General features: G+C 56.3%; 14 protein-coding genes. 6 read left to right on the top strand and 8 right to left on the bottom strand.

Features of this window, described 5'->3' with window-relative positions; genetic code table 11:
* The first annotated feature begins 253 nt into the window (after positions 1-253).
* Positions 254-1,099 carry a carboxylating nicotinate-nucleotide diphosphorylase gene (gene nadC / locus VAE55_RS05240; RefSeq protein WP_322814753.1) on the top strand — a complete coding sequence of 282 codons (846 nt, stop codon included), beginning with the start codon at positions 254-256 and terminating at the stop codon, positions 1,097-1,099.
* A 1-nt stretch (position 1,100) separates the two neighbouring features.
* Here nadC and VAE55_RS05235 read toward each other — a convergent pair whose 3' ends face one another.
* Positions 1,101-3,080, bottom strand: coding sequence for a hypothetical protein (locus tag VAE55_RS05235; RefSeq protein WP_322814752.1), 1,980 nt, complete (start codon positions 3,078-3,080; stop codon positions 1,101-1,103).
* 640 nt (positions 3,081-3,720) lie between these two features.
* Between VAE55_RS05235 and VAE55_RS05230 the strand changes: the two genes are divergently transcribed.
* Genes VAE55_RS05230 through VAE55_RS05220 form a run of 3 tightly spaced genes read left to right on the top strand, consistent with a single transcriptional unit; the run spans position 3,721 to position 7,156 of the window.
* Positions 3,721-4,845 (top strand): glycosyltransferase family 4 protein, encoded by a 1,125-nt coding sequence (locus VAE55_RS05230; RefSeq protein WP_322814751.1) that lies wholly within the window; start codon positions 3,721-3,723, stop codon positions 4,843-4,845.
* Positions 4,842-5,954: a glycosyltransferase family 4 protein gene (locus VAE55_RS05225; RefSeq protein ID WP_322814750.1), complete on the top strand. Its 1,113-nt coding sequence runs from the start codon at positions 4,842-4,844 to the stop codon at positions 5,952-5,954. The genes VAE55_RS05230 and VAE55_RS05225 overlap by 4 nt, the downstream gene beginning before the upstream one ends.
* A complete protein-coding gene (locus VAE55_RS05220; RefSeq protein WP_322814749.1) occupies positions 5,951-7,156 on the top strand; it encodes a glycosyltransferase family 2 protein in 1,206 nt (401 codons plus the stop codon). The genes VAE55_RS05225 and VAE55_RS05220 overlap by 4 nt, the downstream gene beginning before the upstream one ends.
* Before the next feature lie 1,986 nt (positions 7,157-9,142).
* On the opposite strand, the gene VAE55_RS05215 is transcribed toward VAE55_RS05220, so the two are convergent.
* From VAE55_RS05215 to VAE55_RS05190, 6 genes are all read right to left on the bottom strand, one after another.
* Positions 9,143-10,009 carry a hypothetical protein gene (locus VAE55_RS05215; RefSeq protein WP_322814748.1) on the bottom strand — a complete coding sequence of 289 codons (867 nt, stop codon included), beginning with the start codon at positions 10,007-10,009 and terminating at the stop codon, positions 9,143-9,145.
* A complete protein-coding gene (locus tag VAE55_RS05210; protein WP_322814747.1) occupies positions 10,006-11,082 on the bottom strand; it encodes a cell division protein FtsZ in 1,077 nt (358 codons plus the stop codon). The genes VAE55_RS05215 and VAE55_RS05210 overlap by 4 nt, the downstream gene beginning before the upstream one ends.
* Positions 11,083-11,118: 36 nt before the next feature.
* Positions 11,119-13,023, bottom strand: a complete 1,905-nt coding sequence (locus VAE55_RS05205; RefSeq protein ID WP_322814746.1) for an N-acetylmuramoyl-L-alanine amidase — start codon at positions 13,021-13,023, stop codon at positions 11,119-11,121.
* A 40-nt stretch (positions 13,024-13,063) separates the two neighbouring features.
* A complete protein-coding gene (locus VAE55_RS05200) occupies positions 13,064-14,401 on the bottom strand; it encodes a CHAT domain-containing protein (RefSeq protein WP_322814745.1) in 1,338 nt (445 codons plus the stop codon).
* Positions 14,402-14,609: 208 nt separating this feature from the next.
* Positions 14,610-14,804 carry a hypothetical protein gene (locus tag VAE55_RS05195; RefSeq protein WP_322814744.1) on the bottom strand — a complete coding sequence of 65 codons (195 nt, stop codon included), beginning with the start codon at positions 14,802-14,804 and terminating at the stop codon, positions 14,610-14,612.
* Between the two features lie 272 nt (positions 14,805-15,076).
* On the bottom strand, positions 15,077-15,532 hold the full coding sequence (locus VAE55_RS05190; RefSeq protein WP_322814743.1) for a division/cell wall cluster transcriptional repressor MraZ: 456 nt from the start codon (positions 15,530-15,532) through the stop codon (positions 15,077-15,079).
* Positions 15,533-15,882: 350 nt separating this feature from the next.
* Between VAE55_RS05190 and VAE55_RS05185 the strand changes: the two genes are divergently transcribed.
* Both VAE55_RS05185 and VAE55_RS05180 read left to right on the top strand, forming a co-directional pair.
* Positions 15,883-16,350, top strand: a complete 468-nt coding sequence (locus VAE55_RS05185; protein WP_322814742.1) for a hypothetical protein — start codon at positions 15,883-15,885, stop codon at positions 16,348-16,350.
* Entirely contained in the window at positions 16,283-16,729 is a 447-nt protein-coding gene (locus tag VAE55_RS05180; RefSeq protein WP_322814741.1) for a hypothetical protein, read from the top strand. Before VAE55_RS05185 ends, VAE55_RS05180 begins: the two co-directional genes overlap by 68 nt.
* A 301-nt stretch (positions 16,730-17,030) precedes the next feature.
* Here the strand turns inward: VAE55_RS05180 and VAE55_RS05175 are convergent, their stop codons facing one another.
* Positions 17,031-17,726: a hypothetical protein gene (locus VAE55_RS05175; protein ID WP_322814740.1), complete on the bottom strand. Its 696-nt coding sequence runs from the start codon at positions 17,724-17,726 to the stop codon at positions 17,031-17,033.
* Positions 17,727-18,662 lie beyond the last annotated feature (936 nt).

The raw sequence follows: 18,662 nt of genomic DNA, 5'->3' as shown, positions 1-18,662 counted from the left end.
CTGGTATGCCCATCCTCCGTGTCGCTGTGGTGATAGAAGGGAGCACCTTGGGTGACGATCTATCCGCGTGCATCCGCCCAATCCGCGTCCATTCCGTGTTCTAGCCCTCCCCCGTCGCGCTCAACGACCCGCACCGCTGTGGTGATGTAAGGTAGCAACCTGGATTACATCATGCGCTGCTAACCTCACGGTGCGATGACTATCATCGGATACAATACCGTCGGAGGATCGGGTTGTAGTAAAGGATGTCATCATGGAACTTCCCCGTCATATCGTTGACGCCGTGGTCGCGCAGGCGCTGGCCGAAGATGTTGGTGGTGGCGATCTGACCACCTTGACCGCTATTCCGGCGACAGTGCAGAGTTCTGCACAGGTTGTGGTGCGCGAGGCCGGTGTGGTGGCCGGGCTGCCGGTCGTGATTGCCGTTTTTCGCCAGCTTGATCCTGGGGTCGTCGTGTTATGCCACGTTGCCGAGGGGGCGACTGTTTCTGCCGGTACAACTCTGGCAACGATTACCGGTTCGGCGCGCAGTATTCTCACCGGTGAACGGGTGGCGCTCAATCTGTTGCAGCGGCTGAGCGGGATTGCCACGCTGACTGCGCAGTACGTTGCCGCAATAGCCGGCACGCAGGCGAAGATTCTCGATACCCGGAAGACAACACCTGGTCTGCGTGCCCTAGAGAAATACGCTGTGCGGGTAGGTGGTGGCTACAATCATCGGTTTGGCCTGTACGATGGGGTGATGTTGAAAGACAACCATCTGGCGATTCTGGCTGCCCAGGGGATCGATCTGGCCGGGGCGATCAGGCACGTGCGCCGGCAGCTTGGGCCGATGGTGCGGCTTGAAGTTGAAGTCGAGAGTGTGGCGGCAGCAACGATTGCTGCCGAGGCCGGGGCCGATCTGATCTTGCTCGATAACATGCCGCCTGATCAGTTGCGGCTGGCGGTACAGGCTGTTGCCGGGTGCGCCAAAACTGAAGCCAGTGGTGGCGTGACGTTGCAGACCGTGCGTGCAATTGCCGAAACTGGTGTTGATTATATCTCGGTTGGCGCACTGACTCATTCGGTGCGTGCGCTCGACATCGGTCTCGATATTTGATTTATGGCACACCCAGCAGGGCGACAGCGTCGATCTCGTTCCAGCTTCCATCACGCTGATCGATGGTGATACGCGCATTGACAATTCGGGTCAGGGTTTGTTCAAAGGTGATGGTCTGAACAAATGGACATTCGGGTGCCGGTGTCGGATCGGCCCGATAGACGACGCGCACTGTCCCTTGCTCATCAATCACTTCGACCAGCGTGATGTAGCCGGGTTGATGATTCTGGTGAATGATCAGGCCGGTAGCAAAGACCGGATCGGCGAAGGTGACCGTCAACGTCTCACGACTGCCGGGAGTTGCCGGTGCCCAGGCATTGGGGCTGTCCTGACATTCCGTGACATCAGGCGGGCCAACGGCACCGGCTGGATCATAGTCAGGTGCGTAGAAGCTGCTGGCAGTGGCTGCGCTTGCCCACTGCCGGATGATGTCACCGGTTGGGGCGGCTGGTGTCGGTGCCAGGGCCAGCGCGGTTGCCATGGCTGCCTCGTCGGTCTGCAAGCGGAAGGCTGAGATCGCGCTGTATTCGCCACTGTTGTCGCTGATCCAGACCACGCCACCCGGTGCAGCAACGATCCCGTTGGGCAGACTGATCTCGCCGGGATTGGGGATGCTGCCGGGTGTAGCCGGTGCCCCGCCACGGGCCACAATTGTGCCATCGGGAGCTAGCCGGAGAATGGTACCGGCATAGGTAGCGAGGTATAGATAGCCGGCACGATCAAGGTCGAGAACCGGCCCCGCCAGCAGGGTTGGGTCAGCCGGGTCGCCGAAGCGTGCCAGTACACTGCCATCGGGAGCCAGTTTGACAATCGCGCCGGCAAAACTCTCTGCCAGGTACAGCACACCGCTTTGGTCAACCACCAGATCGGCGGGCGCCAGATCAGCCGGAAGCGTGATCCGTTCAATCAATCGACCATCAGCATTGAAACGTACAATACTGCTGACGGCCAGTCCGTCGGGACCGGGTCGGGTATCGATAGCATAGACGGTACCATCACTCCCAACCGCAATGCGTTGCGGTGCCGATAGCCCAAACTGGTCGGGCGCATCGCCGTGCCCACCCCAACGCCCGATCAGATCGCCTGTCGCGCTGAAGCGCACGATAGCATTGCGCCCGTAATCGGCGACGTAGAGATCGCCATTTGGGCTAAGGGCGACATCGTAGGCGTCGAGCAGATCATCGGCGCCAAATGTGGTGCGTAGGGTGCCGTCAGGGGCGAAGACCCACACACCACGCCCACTTTCGGCAAGGTAAATCGTGCCATCGGGCGCTGCGGCCAGGCCACGGGCCGCGATAAAGCGGCTATTCGCCGGGCCGCTGCGGCCACCGAGCCGTAGTACAAAGCCGGGTGGCCCTGTACGGACGATCTGCGGCTGGGCGGCCAGGGCGAGTGGGGTTGGCGTCGGGATAGCCAGCGGCAAGAGTTCAATACTTGCGAATATCTGATCGATAGTTGCTGCTTCGCGCTCCCACTGATCGTCGGCGGCCTGGGCCAGAATCCGCACGATGCGAGTGTCATCAACCAGCACCAGCAGGCGTCCGCGGCCACTGGTACCACTGACATCGGCCTGCAATCCCTGAGCGTTGCCCAGGCGGATTGGTTGTGTCGGTGCAATCGTATACCCAGACGATTGGATTGTACTGCTGGCCAGCTCGAAGACGGTTTCGGGATTGGCTGTGCCATATTGCGCCGTAAACGCCGGGACTGTCGTGGTGTCGATCAACAACAGCGGAGCATCAATCACCGTTGCATCGAGCGCTGTTGCCGTCGCCGCAATCCGCAGGGTGTTGGCCTCTAACCGACTCTGCCAGCCTGCCGGCAAGCGTAAACGCAACCCGAATTCGGCAAAGGTTACATCCTGTTCAAGCAGGATCGGCGTTGGGGCCGGCGGAATGGGGGTAGGCGTTGGTGCCGGTGGTGCTGAACAGGCCACCATCATTCCGGTTAGCAAAATAACGGTCACGAGACGAAGGCGCATGCCGGTTCCTCTGTTGATCAGGAAGCGAGATGTCAGTTGTATCATAACCCAGGTTGCCACCTTACGTCACTACAGCGGTGCGGGTCGTTGAGCGCGACGGGGGAGCGGTGGAACACGGATGGACGCGGATTGGGCGGATGAACACGGATAGATCGTCACCCAGGGTGTCACCTTATATCACCACAGAGACACAGAGGATGAGCATAACAGATGTGTGTGACGTAGTGCGTTTACGGAATTGGCTGCGACCCAAACGATTCATACCGGTCAGGTACGCTGCCCAATGTTGTGCGCAACATCATGCCGTTCATCATAGCAGGTAGTCTTTCGTAGTCTGCTCACAGCATAGGTGGCAACCTGAATTGTCATAACACAGAGGTAAAGATTGCCATCGTGATCTGCCAACAAACCGTTGTGTATGCAAAGATACTGCCTTCACCTACCAGACCAGACTCCGCAGCCTGTCTCAACAATCTACTAGCCTCATAAGTGTATTTTTTCCAGATTGATATGACAACATTGCAAACGTATCACCCATTTCATTAACACTAAGGTTATACCTCTCCGTTATACTCAACGTAAATCGCGGTTTCCTTTGCGTTGCGCAGGAACACTCTGAAGATTCGAATCAGGAAACGCTATGAACGGTTCAGCGCTCTACAACATCGGCTTTGTGCTCGAACAGGCCCTGGGGCATGTGACTCACGCCAAAAACTTGCAGGCGAATATCAGCAATGATCCTGATGTCCGACCGCACTGGGCACTCATTCCGTTCGAGACCCATGGTCTGGCAGCGCGTATACCGCTCTACAAAAGCAACTGGACGGTACGTGCCGGTCTGCGGGCGCACCGCTCATTGCGTCGACTGACCAGACACACAACCCTTGATGCGCTCTTTTTTCATACGCAGGTGCCGGCTGTGCTGGCCGCCGATTGGTTGCAGCGCTACCCCGGCATCGTCTCGCTCGATGCCACGCCGTTACAGTACGATCAGCTCGGCCCGTACTATCAGCATGATCCAGGCCCGCCCTGGCTGGAACGGATTAAATGGCAGCTCAACCGACGCTGCTTTCAACTGGCCCGCCATCTGGTCACCTGGAGCCAGTGGGCAAAAGATGGCCTGATCGAGGGCTACGGTGTGCCGGCAGATAAGATTACCGTCATCCCGCCCGGCGTGAATGTGCATGAATGGCAACGCCCGACGCCGCGTACCCGCCACGAGGGGCCGGTAAAAATTCTGTTTGTGGGAGCCAATCTCGAACGCAAAGGGGGGCTGCTGCTGATTGAAGCCTTCCGGGCACTGCGCCCGCTCGGTGTTGAACTGCATCTGGTGACCAAAGACCAGGTGCCGGACGAGCCGGGGGTGTTTGTGTATCACGGGATGCAACCGAACAGTGCTCCGCTGAAAGCGCTCTACCACCAGGCCGATATTTTTGCCTTACCAACGTTCGGCGATTGTCTGCCAATGGTGCTTTCGGAAGCGGCGGCAGCCGGTTTGCCGGCAGTGACGACCCGTGTCGCAGCTATTCCCGAAATTGTTCGTGACGGTGAGACAGGCTTATTGATCCCGGCTGGCGATCTGAACGCGCTCACCGAGGCCCTGCGTCGCCTGATCACCCGTCCCGACGAGCGATTGCGGTTCGGCGAGCGGGCAACGATCCACGTGTCACGTATGTATGATGCCCGTCACAATGCCGGGCGATTGTTGGATTTGATCAAGGGTGAGGTTGATCTGGCCCGTATGCAAGAGAGGATTCCGGCGTGAATCAGGTTTTGCTTACCGTTTCAGGCATTATTCCATCTGATCTTGAACAGCAGATTGCTGCCGGTCGGCGCCCGTGCGCCGATTATCTTGAACTGGCCCGTCACTTCGGCGCCGATTTGATTGATTATCGGATTGCACGCGAGACCAGCGGACTGGTCGGTCGTCTGTTTGAGCGCCTGGGAGGGCCGAATTTGCTGCTGGCCTGGGCCTGTTTTACCCGTCGTCATCGCTATCAGGCGATTGTCACCGACGGCGAACAGGTTGGTTTGCCGCTGGCAGCCCTGCTCAAATATTTTACGCCCAACCGGCGGCCCCGCCATCTGATGATTGTCCACGTGTTATCGGTGCCGAAGAAGATGATCTTTCTTGATCGTTTTGCTGTCCATACTCACATTGACCGTTTTATGGTCTATTCAACGTGGCAGCAGCGATTTATCACCCAACGATGGGGCCTGCCCGTTAAACGAGTGCCGTTTACCCCATTTATGGTTGACGACCGGTTTTTTCATCCCCGTCACGCACCGCCGCGCCCGACCCCACGCCCACAGATTTGCGCAGTTGGGCTGGAACGGCGTGATTACCCGACTCTCCTGCGTGCTGTTGATGGTCTCGATGCAGATGTGGTCGTGGCTGCTGCCAGCCCGTGGTCGAAACAGAGAGATACCACCCGGAACCAGCCGATTCCATCCAATGTGCGTGTCCAGAAGTTCAGTCAATACGAATTACGCCAGCTCTACAGCGATAGCCGATTTCTGGTGATGCCGCTCGAACCGGTAGAGTTTCAGGCCGGAGTAACGGCTATTCTGGAAGCAATGGCGATGGAGCGGGCTGTTATCTGTACGGCAACACCCGGCCAGACCGATGTTGTCGTTGAGGGGGAAACCGGTCTGTACGTACCACCACGCGATCCGAATGCCCTGCGGAAAGCGATTGAACATCTCCTTGCCGAACCGGAGAAGGCAGCCCGTATGGGTCGCGCCGGGCGCCGGCGGGTTGAAGAGGAGATGAACCTCGATCATTATGCCGTGCGTCTGACCGATTTTCTCTACGATACGCTGACCGAAGTCGGTGTTGAGCTGCTGTCGGGTAAGCATAAGGAGCGACTATGATGTCGTTGATGTGGGGCTTGTTGACGGTGATCTTCTGGGTCAGCGGGATTGTGCTGGCAGGGATGGTGGCCTATCTTCTGCTGCTCACCGGAGCAGCCTTTTTCGCCCGGCGCACAACGACGCTTCGTCCGCATCCCACCACGCGCTTTGTGATCATGATACCGGCGCACAATGAAGAGCGCCTGTTGCCCGATCTGCTGACCAATCTGCAACAACTTGACTATCCGCGTGAACTCTACACCGTACACGTCGTTGCCGATAATTGCTCGGATCAGACTGCCGCGGTTGCTGCCGCGCATGGTGCCATCGTCCACGAACGATTCGATCAGACACTGCGTGGCAAGGGGTACGCGCTGGAATGGTTGTTGCAGCAAATCTGGTTGCGCCAGGAACCGCACGATGCGGTCGTCATTCTCGATGCCGACACGGTAGTCTCGACCAATTTTCTACGGGTGATGGATGCCCGGCTGGCCCAGGGTGAACGAGTCATCCAGGCTTACTACGCGGTACGTCAACCCGAAGGCGCATGGAGTGCCGGAATCCGTGCGGTGGCCTTGATTGTCCTGCACTACCTCCGCCCTCTGGGCCGCATGGTGCTTGGTGGTTCGACCGGTCTGAAGGGCAATGGGATGGTCTTTGCCGCCGATATTCTACGGCAGCAGCGCTGGACAGCCTCGCTGACGGAAGATATTGAGTACCACATGCGGCTGATTCTGGCCGGTGAACACGCCATGTTTGCGCCCGATGCCGTGGTGTGGGCCGAGATGCCCGATAGCCTGAAGTCCGCCCAAACCCAAAATGAACGCTGGGAGCGCGGGCGGATGGAGATGGTGCGCCATTATGTGCCGCAACTGCTGCGCGAAGGGTTACGCCGACGGAGCTTTTTGCTGATCGATGCGGCCATCGAGCAACTGATCCCACCCTTTTCGGTGGTTACCGGGGCCAGTGTACTGCTCTTGCTGATCGCCCTCATCCTGGGTGACCCAGCAGCACTCGCGCTGGCCGGTTTTGTGTTGCTGGGTCAGGTTGTGTACATTCTCAGTGGGCTGATCCTGGTGAAGGCACCGTGGCCGGTTTACCGCTCGTTACTCTTCACCCCGCTCTTTGTGATCTGGAAGCTGTGGCTCTACATCCGGCTACTACTCGGCATCAAACCGCGTGACTGGATTCGGACGGCCCGGAATCGGGCACCGCATTCGTGATGGTAACAGATGCCTGTTTGAAACTGGAAATGACACCTGTGTCAGAAGAGCGCGGGTTTGCGACAACCGACGCGGGACAATGGTGGCTGACCACCATACCCGCGTCGCTTACTATAGAGGCTATGTCTTCATCACAACGTCGCGTGGTGTTATATCACATCTAATCTACTGCGTGGCACGTGATCCACGACATATCTTTTCGATACCTCCTCGTTCGTCGCATCCCTCGTATGGCGATGAGAACAGTCCCATGCACCGTCCGTAGGGGCGGGTTTAGAACCCGCCCCTACGAAATCATACGATAACACCCACGGATCGTTGCAGAAGGGGTGGCTGGTAAAGGATAAGCACATATCCGGTGCATCCTCGCCGAGATGATTCATCATCATGAGAACGTATCTCATAAAGCTGTGCTATTGTGCTGTCAGACGGTTACACCGGCTCATGAACGCTTGCCAATCACCAAAGACTGCATATCCTGCTCCCAGTCTGTTGGTATCGCAGCGAGGAGGGCTGATGACCATCGTCAGTCCCATCACTCGTTGGATTGGTTATCTTGTCCGTTTGTCATGTGCGTGTCGCAGCCTGTGGAGTGCCGCAGTGTGGCTGCCGCGCCAGCCGTGCTCACGATCCGGCACGTGTCATGACGTTGATCCTGCTGGTCACGGGGATGATGTGTGTACTCGTCTGATCATGTGTCTGTCAGAAATGAATGAGATACCTTCTAGTAGATGTTTTTGAAATAGGTTCTATTCTGCCTGCTCTGGCAGTTGGGATGCCAACGATAGGAGTGGTATCACTGTAATCAGGGATGCGAAAGGTGCAAAATCATCTGGATTATTCGTCAGAATCCGCTTTATCCCGAATGCCTGCATTGTGGCGACGATATTTGTATCGTGGATTTGTCTGCTATAGCCCTTTTCGAGCAGTGTAAGAAGTTGGGTTGTGACTCATGGCCTTCCTCGGCAATGTGAAAGCGCACCGCAAACTGGCGTACCGCAGCAGTTAGTTCAGTGATTGGAATACCGATGTGTGGACGAGCTAACGTCGCCAAATATTCCCGTAGGACTTGACGACTAATCAATAGTGGCGTGTGACGCGCCTCGAAAGCCGTAATCGCCGCCCGAGCGAGATCGTAGAACAGTGAAGTATCCACACTGGCGTACACCAAAATATTTGTGTCCAGGAAGATTGGATCAGCGTCCGCGATCATCATACAATTCTTCACGCCGAAGAGGCAGGTTGTTTGGCCATGTTTCAAGATGGATGCCTGGGAGTGGTCGCGGTTCTGGAGTTGTCACTCCTGAGGACGATTGTTGGATTACCTGCATTGTCAGATCATTGAGTAAGTACAACTTCTCTTGAAAAGAGAGTTGCTGTATGAGTTCGCGAACCTTACTTATATTGATCCGTCGCCATTTCACTACCGCCTCCTCAGGATATGATACCCCCTGCGCTGCCCAATTACAGGGTATCACGTTGCTGTTCTCCTATCAAGAGGTGGTCGTGTTTGCATCATCTTAGACCCTTGACCATGCGCGAATTGTTACCCTGATGGGCGACGCTTTCTGGTAATCCTCCTTCACTATCGTCCAGGTCGAGTAGTAGTTGTTACATTTGCCGGTTGAGAATACCACGACCGTGTGGCCGGCAGTTCGTCAGCAGCGCAGGAACGGTTTACAATTAATGAGACAAATTTGGCACGTGATCCACGACATACCTTCTCGCCCCCTCCTTATCCGCCGTATCTCTCGCATGGCGATGAGAACAGGTGTGTGCACCGTCCGTAGGGGTGGGTTCTAAACCCGTCCCATATCTGATGCCGGGCCGTGATGCAGCGGATGGGGCAAGAGTTGGTATGCTGCCCCGACTCCCCGCCAGTATAGCCTGATGTGCGGTGCATGTCATACTCGTTGACAGTAGGAAGCGCATGCGCGTTGCCGCCTGAATCGCTCTGCTTTTGATCGCGCCCACACCTGACGGACGCTAGCGACGGGCGGAATGAGGCTGTTCCGGCGAGATTGTTGGCAGGCGATCCCATACCAATAAGCCAGGCTGGGCACTGAGGAGCACCCGGTCAGGCGTATACCGTACTGTAAGTCCGCCGGTACTTCCCAACACCCGCCGATTAAGATCGGGGGGAATAGCGGTAATAAAGCCCTCGTCGTCGAAAAAGAGGCGGACGCACGAAAAGGCGAAGGTCAAGTCGTGGGGGCTGGCCAGCGTTACCTCAAGTTCGGAATCACCACTTACGCCAACCTGTCCACCGAGATCGCTGAGCATCTGCCGTAGCGCATCAATATCGACATTGAGCCGCTGGCCTTTGCTTCCGCTCAGGGTGATCGTGATATGACGACTGGTGAGCACCGAGTCGATCAAAAGCAGCTCGTAGGGTGTCTGCTCGAACAGCACCGCTGCTGCCGGATTCGAGCGATCAATGGCACGACCGGCCAATGCCCAGCCCAACGCATTGACATCGTAGGCCACACGCATGGCAGTGGGAAATGAGAACGAAACTGTTGCTGCACCCTGGATCGAAGTCGCCAGACTGGCTGTCGGTATGCCGAAGCCGTACAGAAACCCACGCAGAATGTGCAAGCCAAGGTCGAGGCTGATCCGGCGCGAACGCCGACCACTGATATCAATCAATTGCGACACCGCAGGCTGCACACTCAATGGGCTGGAGTCGGTAAGGAGCGGCAACAACGAACCACGAAACACGCTCCGATTATCCCGATGAATAACCACCGACAATGGGCGAATGCGCGCATCGGGCACCCGCACGGCGTTAGCTCCAAACAGGTCGTACACCAGGGAGACCAGGGGATCATTTGGACAGAGATGGAGAATCATAAACAACCTCGTCGGTGCAATTTCAAAAATGGTGGTAGATCGTTATTGCAGATCGTATGCGTGACAGGTGGTTTCGGATTGGCCTGCGCAGAGGAGAGCGACTGATGAAAGGAAGCCACCTCACTGGCAATGAGCGTTACCCGAACACGATCCCGGTGCGACGCCAGTGGTGAGGTGGCAACACCGATGACCAGATCGATCTCATTTGCAACCACACGATGGATCTGCTCAATCGCCTGATGGACATCGATCAGACCCAGACTACTGCCGCCAATGATCGAAACGAAGACACGGCGAGCTTTTTGTAGATTTCCTTCGAGCAAATCACATTTCAGCGCGAGCTGCATCGCCCGCTGGGCAGCATCACTTCCCGTTGCACTCCCAATCCCAAGCATCGTTTGTCCGGCCTGACTGAGGGTCTGCCGCACATGAGAAAAATCGAGCTGCATTAGTGAGGGGAGGGAGAGCTGATCGATCACACCGCTAATTGCAGTCGCTAAAATGGTATTGCTGTACGTCAGGGCAACCGATAGGGTTGTCCGCGGATCGACAAAATTCAAAATCTTTTGATTGGAAACCACAACCACAGCATCAGCCTCTTTGCTCACCCTGGCAAGTCCCTGTTCGGCAATCCGGCTCCGCTGTCCCTTTTCGACCTGAAACGGCATCGTGACAAAGGCCAGGGTCAATGCTCCGAGTTGCCGGGCAAACCGGGCGACCACCGGCGCGGCACCAGTACCGGTACCACCACCCATACCGGCGACAATCACAACCAGATCGGCGCCACTCAATGCCTTCGCCAGCATTGGCTCGCTTTCGACAGTTGCGGCAGCCCCGACCTCAGGTCGGCCACCCGCCCCTTTTCCGGCGGTCTGCTGTGGGCCGAGCAAGATACGGGTTGGAATAGTGATACGCCCTGCCAGGTCTTGCAAATCGGTATTGGCAACGATCAGATCCACCTGATCGTTCTGGAGTTTCAGCGTACTGACCAGATTCCCACCACATCCACCCAATCCGATCAACTTGATGTTGATCGGGACGCGGGTGTGAAACGAAGAAGCAGTTGACTGCATATGATTCCTGTGATGTTGCGATAAACAGTTTGCTGCCTACGAATGCATGGTTATTTCGCCTACGTGTATCCGATTGCTGCTAATCCGAAAATGCCGGCAGAGTACTTGAATGAGTGCCTTGACTGCTTTGCATAGTGTTGGTGGGGCATGGTCAAGTTCACCCTCAACAGCGATGACCAGTGCCCGCTGATCGAGCTGCTCGGCCGGGAGGCCGATACCACGGGCAGCACGCGCAACATAGCGTTCATGGCGCAACCGAAAGACCATGCCGGTATGATCGACATAGTAGTGCCAGCGCGCAGCGGTATGCGCCTGCGTCAAGGCCAGGCTCGCCGGTCCTGGCGTTGGAACAACAATGATGGTATCAATCGCTCGTCGGCGCACCTCACCGTCACCGGCAAAGAGACTGACATCGATGAACGGGCGATCAGGTCGGGATGATCCCACCAATGGGGTTTCCTTCATCACCGTGAGTGAGCGGACATTGGGCATCCGCGATAATCGGATAACACCGGATACGCCCTGACGGTGTGAACCGAGCAATGCGGTGAGACGACCGAACGGATTGCCCGGTGGCAGTGGCCGGTCGAGTGGCCAGTCTAGTGCCGGCAGGCGACAGGCCACCACATCGAGGGCAAACGACATCAATGCAATGGGGATGCCATCAACGACATCTGTTTCGGGTGGACCAAGCGGTGCTCCCAGCTCTTCGTCAAGCGCGTACCGCACAAGTGCCGCCTCAGCCTGATACCGCCGACCGGTACGCAGGGCAAAGAGATCATCAAGCAGGAGATTCGCCAGTTGCCCGGCTCGCTCACGACTCAGACCGGGAAGAATCATCTGGTCTGCCGCAGCACGTCGAATGTCACTCAGATGGTAGATCACCTGCCATTGACCAACCGGCGAGCAGAGGCTGTCGAGGGCGAAGTGCTGACAGGCGACATGCCATCCCGGTGCCAGGGTCAGGCGGTGGTTATGACTGATTGGCATGCCAAGTTCAGCCTCATGGTCGAGAAAGTACTGATGAAATGCCCAGCCCGGTTGAAAGCCGTTGATTGGGTCGACAGCCCGGAAGACGGCGTCGAGGAGCGCCAGACGTTGGGGGCTAGCAGGGACATCACGCAATCGCTGAATTGGCTCGTCAGGGCGCAGGGTGTCATCCGGGCCGACGGTTGCGAAGAGCGCATCACGAGCATAGACCTCCACCAGATAGCGGGTACCATCGGGGAGTGACAACACGCGTTCCCGATCATTCGGTGATGATGCAACACGTGACGCCGGTGGATGGGCGATCAGCGAGGCCACCGGCATCCCCAGATGGAGGGTACGTGCTGTGGTAGCAAAGGGCCAGATAGCAGGCAGACCACTCCCGGCAGCGCGATAGGCGACATCAAGCATGCGCTGGCGTACCTGCTCGGTCGGCGGCATCGTCGGTGCGCCAGGGAGATCGGCAAACACCTCACTGACAAAGCGTTGCCAGGGGAAACCTGCCGGATCGGTCTTCCGACCGGGGGCAATATCAAGGTGGCGGACAACCTGGTTTGCTGGAATCTGATATTTCTGCACCAGCTCGCGAGTCAACCAGCGTGCCGCCGCATACTGTTCCGGCGGATACGGATCTCGACCATCGTTCCGGTTCTCTAACTCAATTCCAATCGACACATCGTTACAGCCGTAGATGGTACGCCCGTCCACCTCCCAACGGCTGACACCGGCGTGCCATGCAATATTGTGATCGGCAACCAGTTGCACAATGTGTCCGCGTTTATTGATGTAGTAATGCACAGACACTTCACGACCTGGTGCGCCACCCTGACGTAGCCACTTCAGATCACCAGGATAGGTGCCGGCAGTGGCGTGTAACACTACCATACGGATGCGATCAGGGGTACCAGGCTTGAAATTGTTGCGTATCATCCCAAGCCATTCAATCTGATACATGACTCACCTGACATGTATTCAACAGCGCCGGCAGCCTCCCTTACGGTCGATCTACTTGCAGACGCTGACGTGCCCATTCCTCTTGAATGCGTAAACGCCGGATATGCGGTGGATGGCGAAGCGGTGATGATGAAGATGTGCCAAGCGTAAGAACCGGTGGCTGGTCGGTGGGTGACCGCAGATAGATAGGACCGTGGCTGCGACTGCGCACATAGAGTGCCGGCACAAACCACGACACCTGATCGGTTTCGCCAACATACAGGGCAATCCGGGCGGCCGCCAACGCTTCCTGAACACTCCGCCCCTGGGCCAGACCGGCGTACACAATACTGGCAATGCGGGTAGCAGCGTCGGCACGAATTGTAAACTGCATCCCAATCACCACCGGCACACCGGCCATGCTCAGCGCCGGTGCAACACTGCCGAGCAGGGTTGCGCCTGGTGTTGCCATAGCGCCCTGACATGCATGGAGCACAACCATCTGCACACCGCCAAATGCAGCCGCAAGTGCATCGGGTGGCGTCCATTCCTCACCACCGCGTTCACGGTCAAGGAGCAATGCCCCGCTCCCCTGTTCGTAGCGACCGTGGCCGTAGTAGTGAATAACATCAGGCGACCACTCGCGGACCACACGTTCCAGCTCCCGACGGGAAACGGGACTCAGCTCGCGAACCTCGGCCAGATTCCGTTCGAGCAGAGGTTGCAGCGCGTGCATACGCGCACCTCGCTCGATATGGCGGAGTTCCATCGGAATACCGGCCTGTGGTGAGAGCGCGAGAATCCGCAGCGCACCACGTCCTGGAGCCGATGCCGGTGGTGGACCGGTATGCTTCAACCGTCGTTCAATTGTCGCCGCCAGACGGCGCTCCGTCAACAGTGGCGTTGGCTCATCAGCCCAGAGCAATTCCCAGGGCAACGCAGCCAGGGCGACATCGGCCGGTGTGTGAGCATGAAAGTGGCAGGAAATCAGGAGCGGTCGATCAACGGCCAGCGCGTAGGCTCGCACAATCTTCAACGCCTCTGCACCACGCTTATCGTGCGTCAATGCGCGAAAGAGCCGTCGCCCGACCCGTCGTGGCAAATCAACCGGTGCACGGTTATCTTCATCCCAAAAATTGAGTTCACGGAGACGATCCTGCTCTGCCTGACTAAATGTAAATGCTATCTCCTGAGCGGCTGTCCAGGGGTGGGGATATGCCGGATCTTGCAAGACATCGAGTGTACGCAAAACCAACGGCACATCGGCTTCAGCAATCGGCATCGGCATCTGGCTCTGCGTAATATCAATCACTTCGCTCGACTCCCAACGCACGAAGAAACCACGTTGGTACGAACTGAAATCTATAGAAAGCAGGACGGGCTGGTATGTTAATCGCATAGCGTTTGTTGGTATTGGTTTCAGCGTAGACGAGAGTTGTCGTGTAGAACCGACCTGATCGAACCGTGCAAGCAGTGCCCTTCGCACGCAACACAACTATTGCGGAATAATGCAAACTACAACCTGGCGACAGAACGGCACATAATGCTCAAAGCGGTTTTCCAGCTGTACTGCTACAAGACCTCATATACCATCAGAAAGGCTGTCTTCATCGTTCACTCGACGAGTGAGGTACTTCAGCCTCTAGTAACCTGTTGAGTAGTTGCTGATCGAGTCGCCGCTCGGCGATAGTCAGGCGATCACGTTGCAACGTCTGACGTAACCGTTGCCGGGCAATTGCCGCACTGGCCGTTGGTCGATACAGTGATGAATGAAGAGTATTGGGATGCGAGCGAGTCATCATTGAAATTCCCTCCTACTGTGCAAGTAGCATAGACAAACATCACCAGAAAGCGCCGCCTGACGTGATAACCCGGGCTTCAGTCCTGGCCCTAGGGCGGATCAGAGCTGGGTTGTACTCGGTTCTCCATATCTACTATGTATTGTAGTAAACACGATCATGATAAAGCGTCGTCTAACAAGGTCTTCCGGACTTCAGCCTCAACGCTGGAGCAGACAGATCAGAACTCCATTCTCATCAGGTCTCCTTTCTACTATGTACTGTAGTAAATGTGATCATAAAGAAACGCCGCTCTCTGCCAGACCGACCACCCTCCAGTCACGACGAAACCAGCGGCCTGCGTTAGCCAGAAGGGTTACCTGACACTCCTGCCATCGTTCAGGACTCCACACCTCCAGATACTGATCCATACCGACCAGCACTGCGTGTCGTTCCAGAGTAGCGTAGCGGCGCAACGACTCACTTAGAGCGATAGTTGCCTGTTCATCAATCGCCAGCATGTGGGCATCGGCAAACAGCAACCGGCGTAGCCAGCGTTCGTCGGCACCACTCAGCGAGAGGCTACTCACCCGCCGAGCCAGCCCACGCCAGAACGATTCCGGACACAGATGCAAACAGCGCTCGAACCCACGGGTAACCACGACGCCGGGGAAGAGCAGAGGGCGTAGCGGAATAGGGAGCGTCAAATTGCCGGCCTCATCGAGTGTCACGTCCCATGTGCCAAGTAACATGTCTGCCTCATTACACGATAACGGGAGCTATCAAGGTTCTTATTGGGCTGTTTTTGGTTGCTGCATATACTATAGCATATAATATTTGAGTCGTCTAGACCTCTTTCTGGGTTCTCGTTGGGAGCTTGATTTTACTACAATATGTAGTATTATAACATCAAACCGGCGCTGGCAAGTCAAAATATTGACCAAACGACACAGGAGGAGTTTCATGAGGTAGATTACATGCATCCCAACAAGCACCCAATAACAACCTAAATACTAGACAAATCGAGTGATCTGTATTAAAATGATACTGACAAGAACCCGAAAGGAACCCTGCAATGCAAACAGTGAACAGCGACGCAACCATGAATGCTGTGACCAACGCCGATCATCTGGCGGTGCGACTCCCACTTCAGGTTATGGGGCTATCAGCCATCTACGCAGCCACACTCGAGTTGATCGAGCACCGTTTCCCAACAGTGTTGCCCGATCACCTATGGGCAGAGGTCGCCGGCGGGGTCGTTCTCTCGCTGGCGCCGGTTGCCCTAGCAGCTCGTCGCCTTGGCAGCCTTGACTGGCGTCGCTATGAAGAGCTGGTTTGGCGAAGTTTTGTGGCTGCCGGTATTCCTATCATTCTCTGGCAGTTAGGCGAGAATGTCTTGCGTCGCCGCGCAGCCGAAGAGTACTTGCGCCGACCACGAAGGAGCGCGATGAATTATGCCGACGATACCGCGCCGCTGGCCAACCGAACTGGAGACCGAGAGGGTGGAACTGATCCGCGTGGCGGAAGAGGCGGCTCAGGCCATCCTTCAAGCCCGGAGTACGCTGGATGAAGTACGTGCCGAACTCGGTCGTAATGTCCATTTGTGTCGGGTGCTGATTGTCACTGCCGAACGGGCCGTGTACGACGCCCTTGCCGATCTTGAACGTATGCGGCGGCATATGGCTGTCGTGCGAGGTGCCGAGATTGACGGGCGTTGGCCGATGGTTGCTGCCCGTCAGCGTGATGAGAGTGAGCACGCCCTCGAACAGGCACAAACCTGTCTCGAAGAAGCGCAAGACCTCTTCGCAACATTACGCCAGAGTTATCTGGCCAATTTTATGCTGGCTGAAGCCGTTCTGGCCGATATGACGCTGGCTCTAGCGCGCGCCCGCCGTGCTCTTGAACAGGTGGTGCGTTTACTGACCGAAGCAGCTATTGGCCGCGAGTAGCATCATCGATGTGGCGTACAGCAGCTATGGCACCTCATCCTAAAGGGGGAAGTCTTGGCATGCATCCGTAGGGGATGACCGGCTCGATACCATCTACTGGTAGCAGAGAAAGCACGACTCGCTATCCACAGTTGATGGCGGTAGGGGTACGGTACACCGTGCCTCTACCTCATCGTCGCATCAGGTTGCTCTGCATCCACGCCCCTGATGAATCTCCAGTTCCTTGCGAATGGCACGTTTGGGGGCACTCCAACCCTGATATGACACCTGAACAATACACTCTGTTGAACAAGAGTTGATATTAAGGTGTTGGTGTTACCTGCACTGTACTGGTCGGTGTCGGAGAAGCGGATGGTGTAGCAAGTGGTGTAGGTGTTGTAACATCCTCCGCCGTGTCGCCGGCAATGTCGCTTAGTCGATTCAGAAATCGGATCAGGCGTTCACTTCGTAGTTCAACCTCACGAATGCGTTCATTCTGCTGTACCTGAATGGTTGCGACGACTGCTACCAGAACGCGCTCTTCGGCCAACTGATCTTGCAGGACAACCGCTTCAGCAACCGCTGTTTGCAATGCCCGGCCCAGCGCCACGGCAGTGGCCGCCTGGCCGACCTGGGCTGTTGCTGCTGTCGCTAGCGCATCAGTCTGTACTTCCAGTTCATCGATCCGCTCACGTGCACCATTCAGATCGCTTAGGGTCTGGGCCTGAGCAGTTTGAAGCTGACCAATAGTCTCCGCCTGGCTGGTCGTAAGCGCCTGGAGTGTCTGCACACCCGCATTGGCCTCGCGAATTTGCTGTGGTGTGGTCAGATCGACACCTGCCCAGTAGAGAATGCCACCTGCAACCACCAGTGCCAGGACCACTGCTATGGCTAAGGTGAATAACCAGCCGATGAATCCGATCAGCCGACTCAGACAACTGCGCGATTGGGTTGGCGGGGGCGCGGTACGTGCTGGTACCTGGGGTAGAGGGTTTTGATTCGGTTCAGGTTGGGTCATGGTCTTCTCGTCTAATCTGCGCGGACACACGCGGTATCATATCATATCATGCGTAGCAGTCTGATCCACACGTTGAGATGATATGGTGGGTTCGTAAGATTGCAGATAGTCTCGTGTAGAACTTATTTCAACAAAACATCTATGAGAAGGTCGCTCAATTCATTACTGACAGACTCTATGCTCGTAACGAGCATGTACCGCATCCCCATGACCAGCAGGGTCAACGACATGACACGTGCCGGATCGTGAGCACGGCTACTCCACACCGCGCACCACGCTTATGACGAGTAGAACCTGTTTCAAAAAACATCTACGAGAAGGTATCTTCTTCATTGCCGCTCGATTCCATGTTTGTGACGAGCACACCCGGCCTCCGCGTGACCATCCGGGTCAACGACGTTGCACGCACCAGATCGTGAGCACGGCTGGCGCGGCAGCCATGCTGCCGCACTCCAAACGACGCCACATGCGGATGATGAGCGAGCAAGGCAACCAATCCAGCACGTGATGGCACCGGAGATGGTTATTCGAGCGCGACAGTACAACTTTTTATGAAATAAGTTCTAGGTAAGGCAACCCATCCAGTATGTGATGGCACCGGAGATGGTCGTCAACATTTCTCGCTGCTATACCGGCGGCCTGGGAGCAGGATATGTAATCGTTGGTGGTTAACAAGCGTTCGTGTACCTGTGCAACAGTCTGGCAGCACAGCTTTTATGAAATAAGTTCTACCATACGCCACTTGTCATAAGCCTGATCCTGAATTTTCAGCATGTTGACCGTCTCCTGTCTTCACCGTGTGATCCGTTGCAGGGACTTCGGTATTCTGTACGTTCGCCACTTTGCCGGATTTTCCATCACTAGAACCTGTTTCAAAAAACATTTACGAGCAGTTATCTCATTCATTCTTGACCGTCTCTAAGATCGTAGCAAGCA

The sequence above is a fragment of the Chloroflexus sp. genome (assembly GCF_034432675.1).
Lineage (GTDB): Bacteria > Chloroflexota > Chloroflexia > Chloroflexales > Chloroflexaceae > Chloroflexus.
Note: the sequence above shows the minus strand (reverse complement) of the source record. Positions and strands in the feature narration are given on the sequence as shown.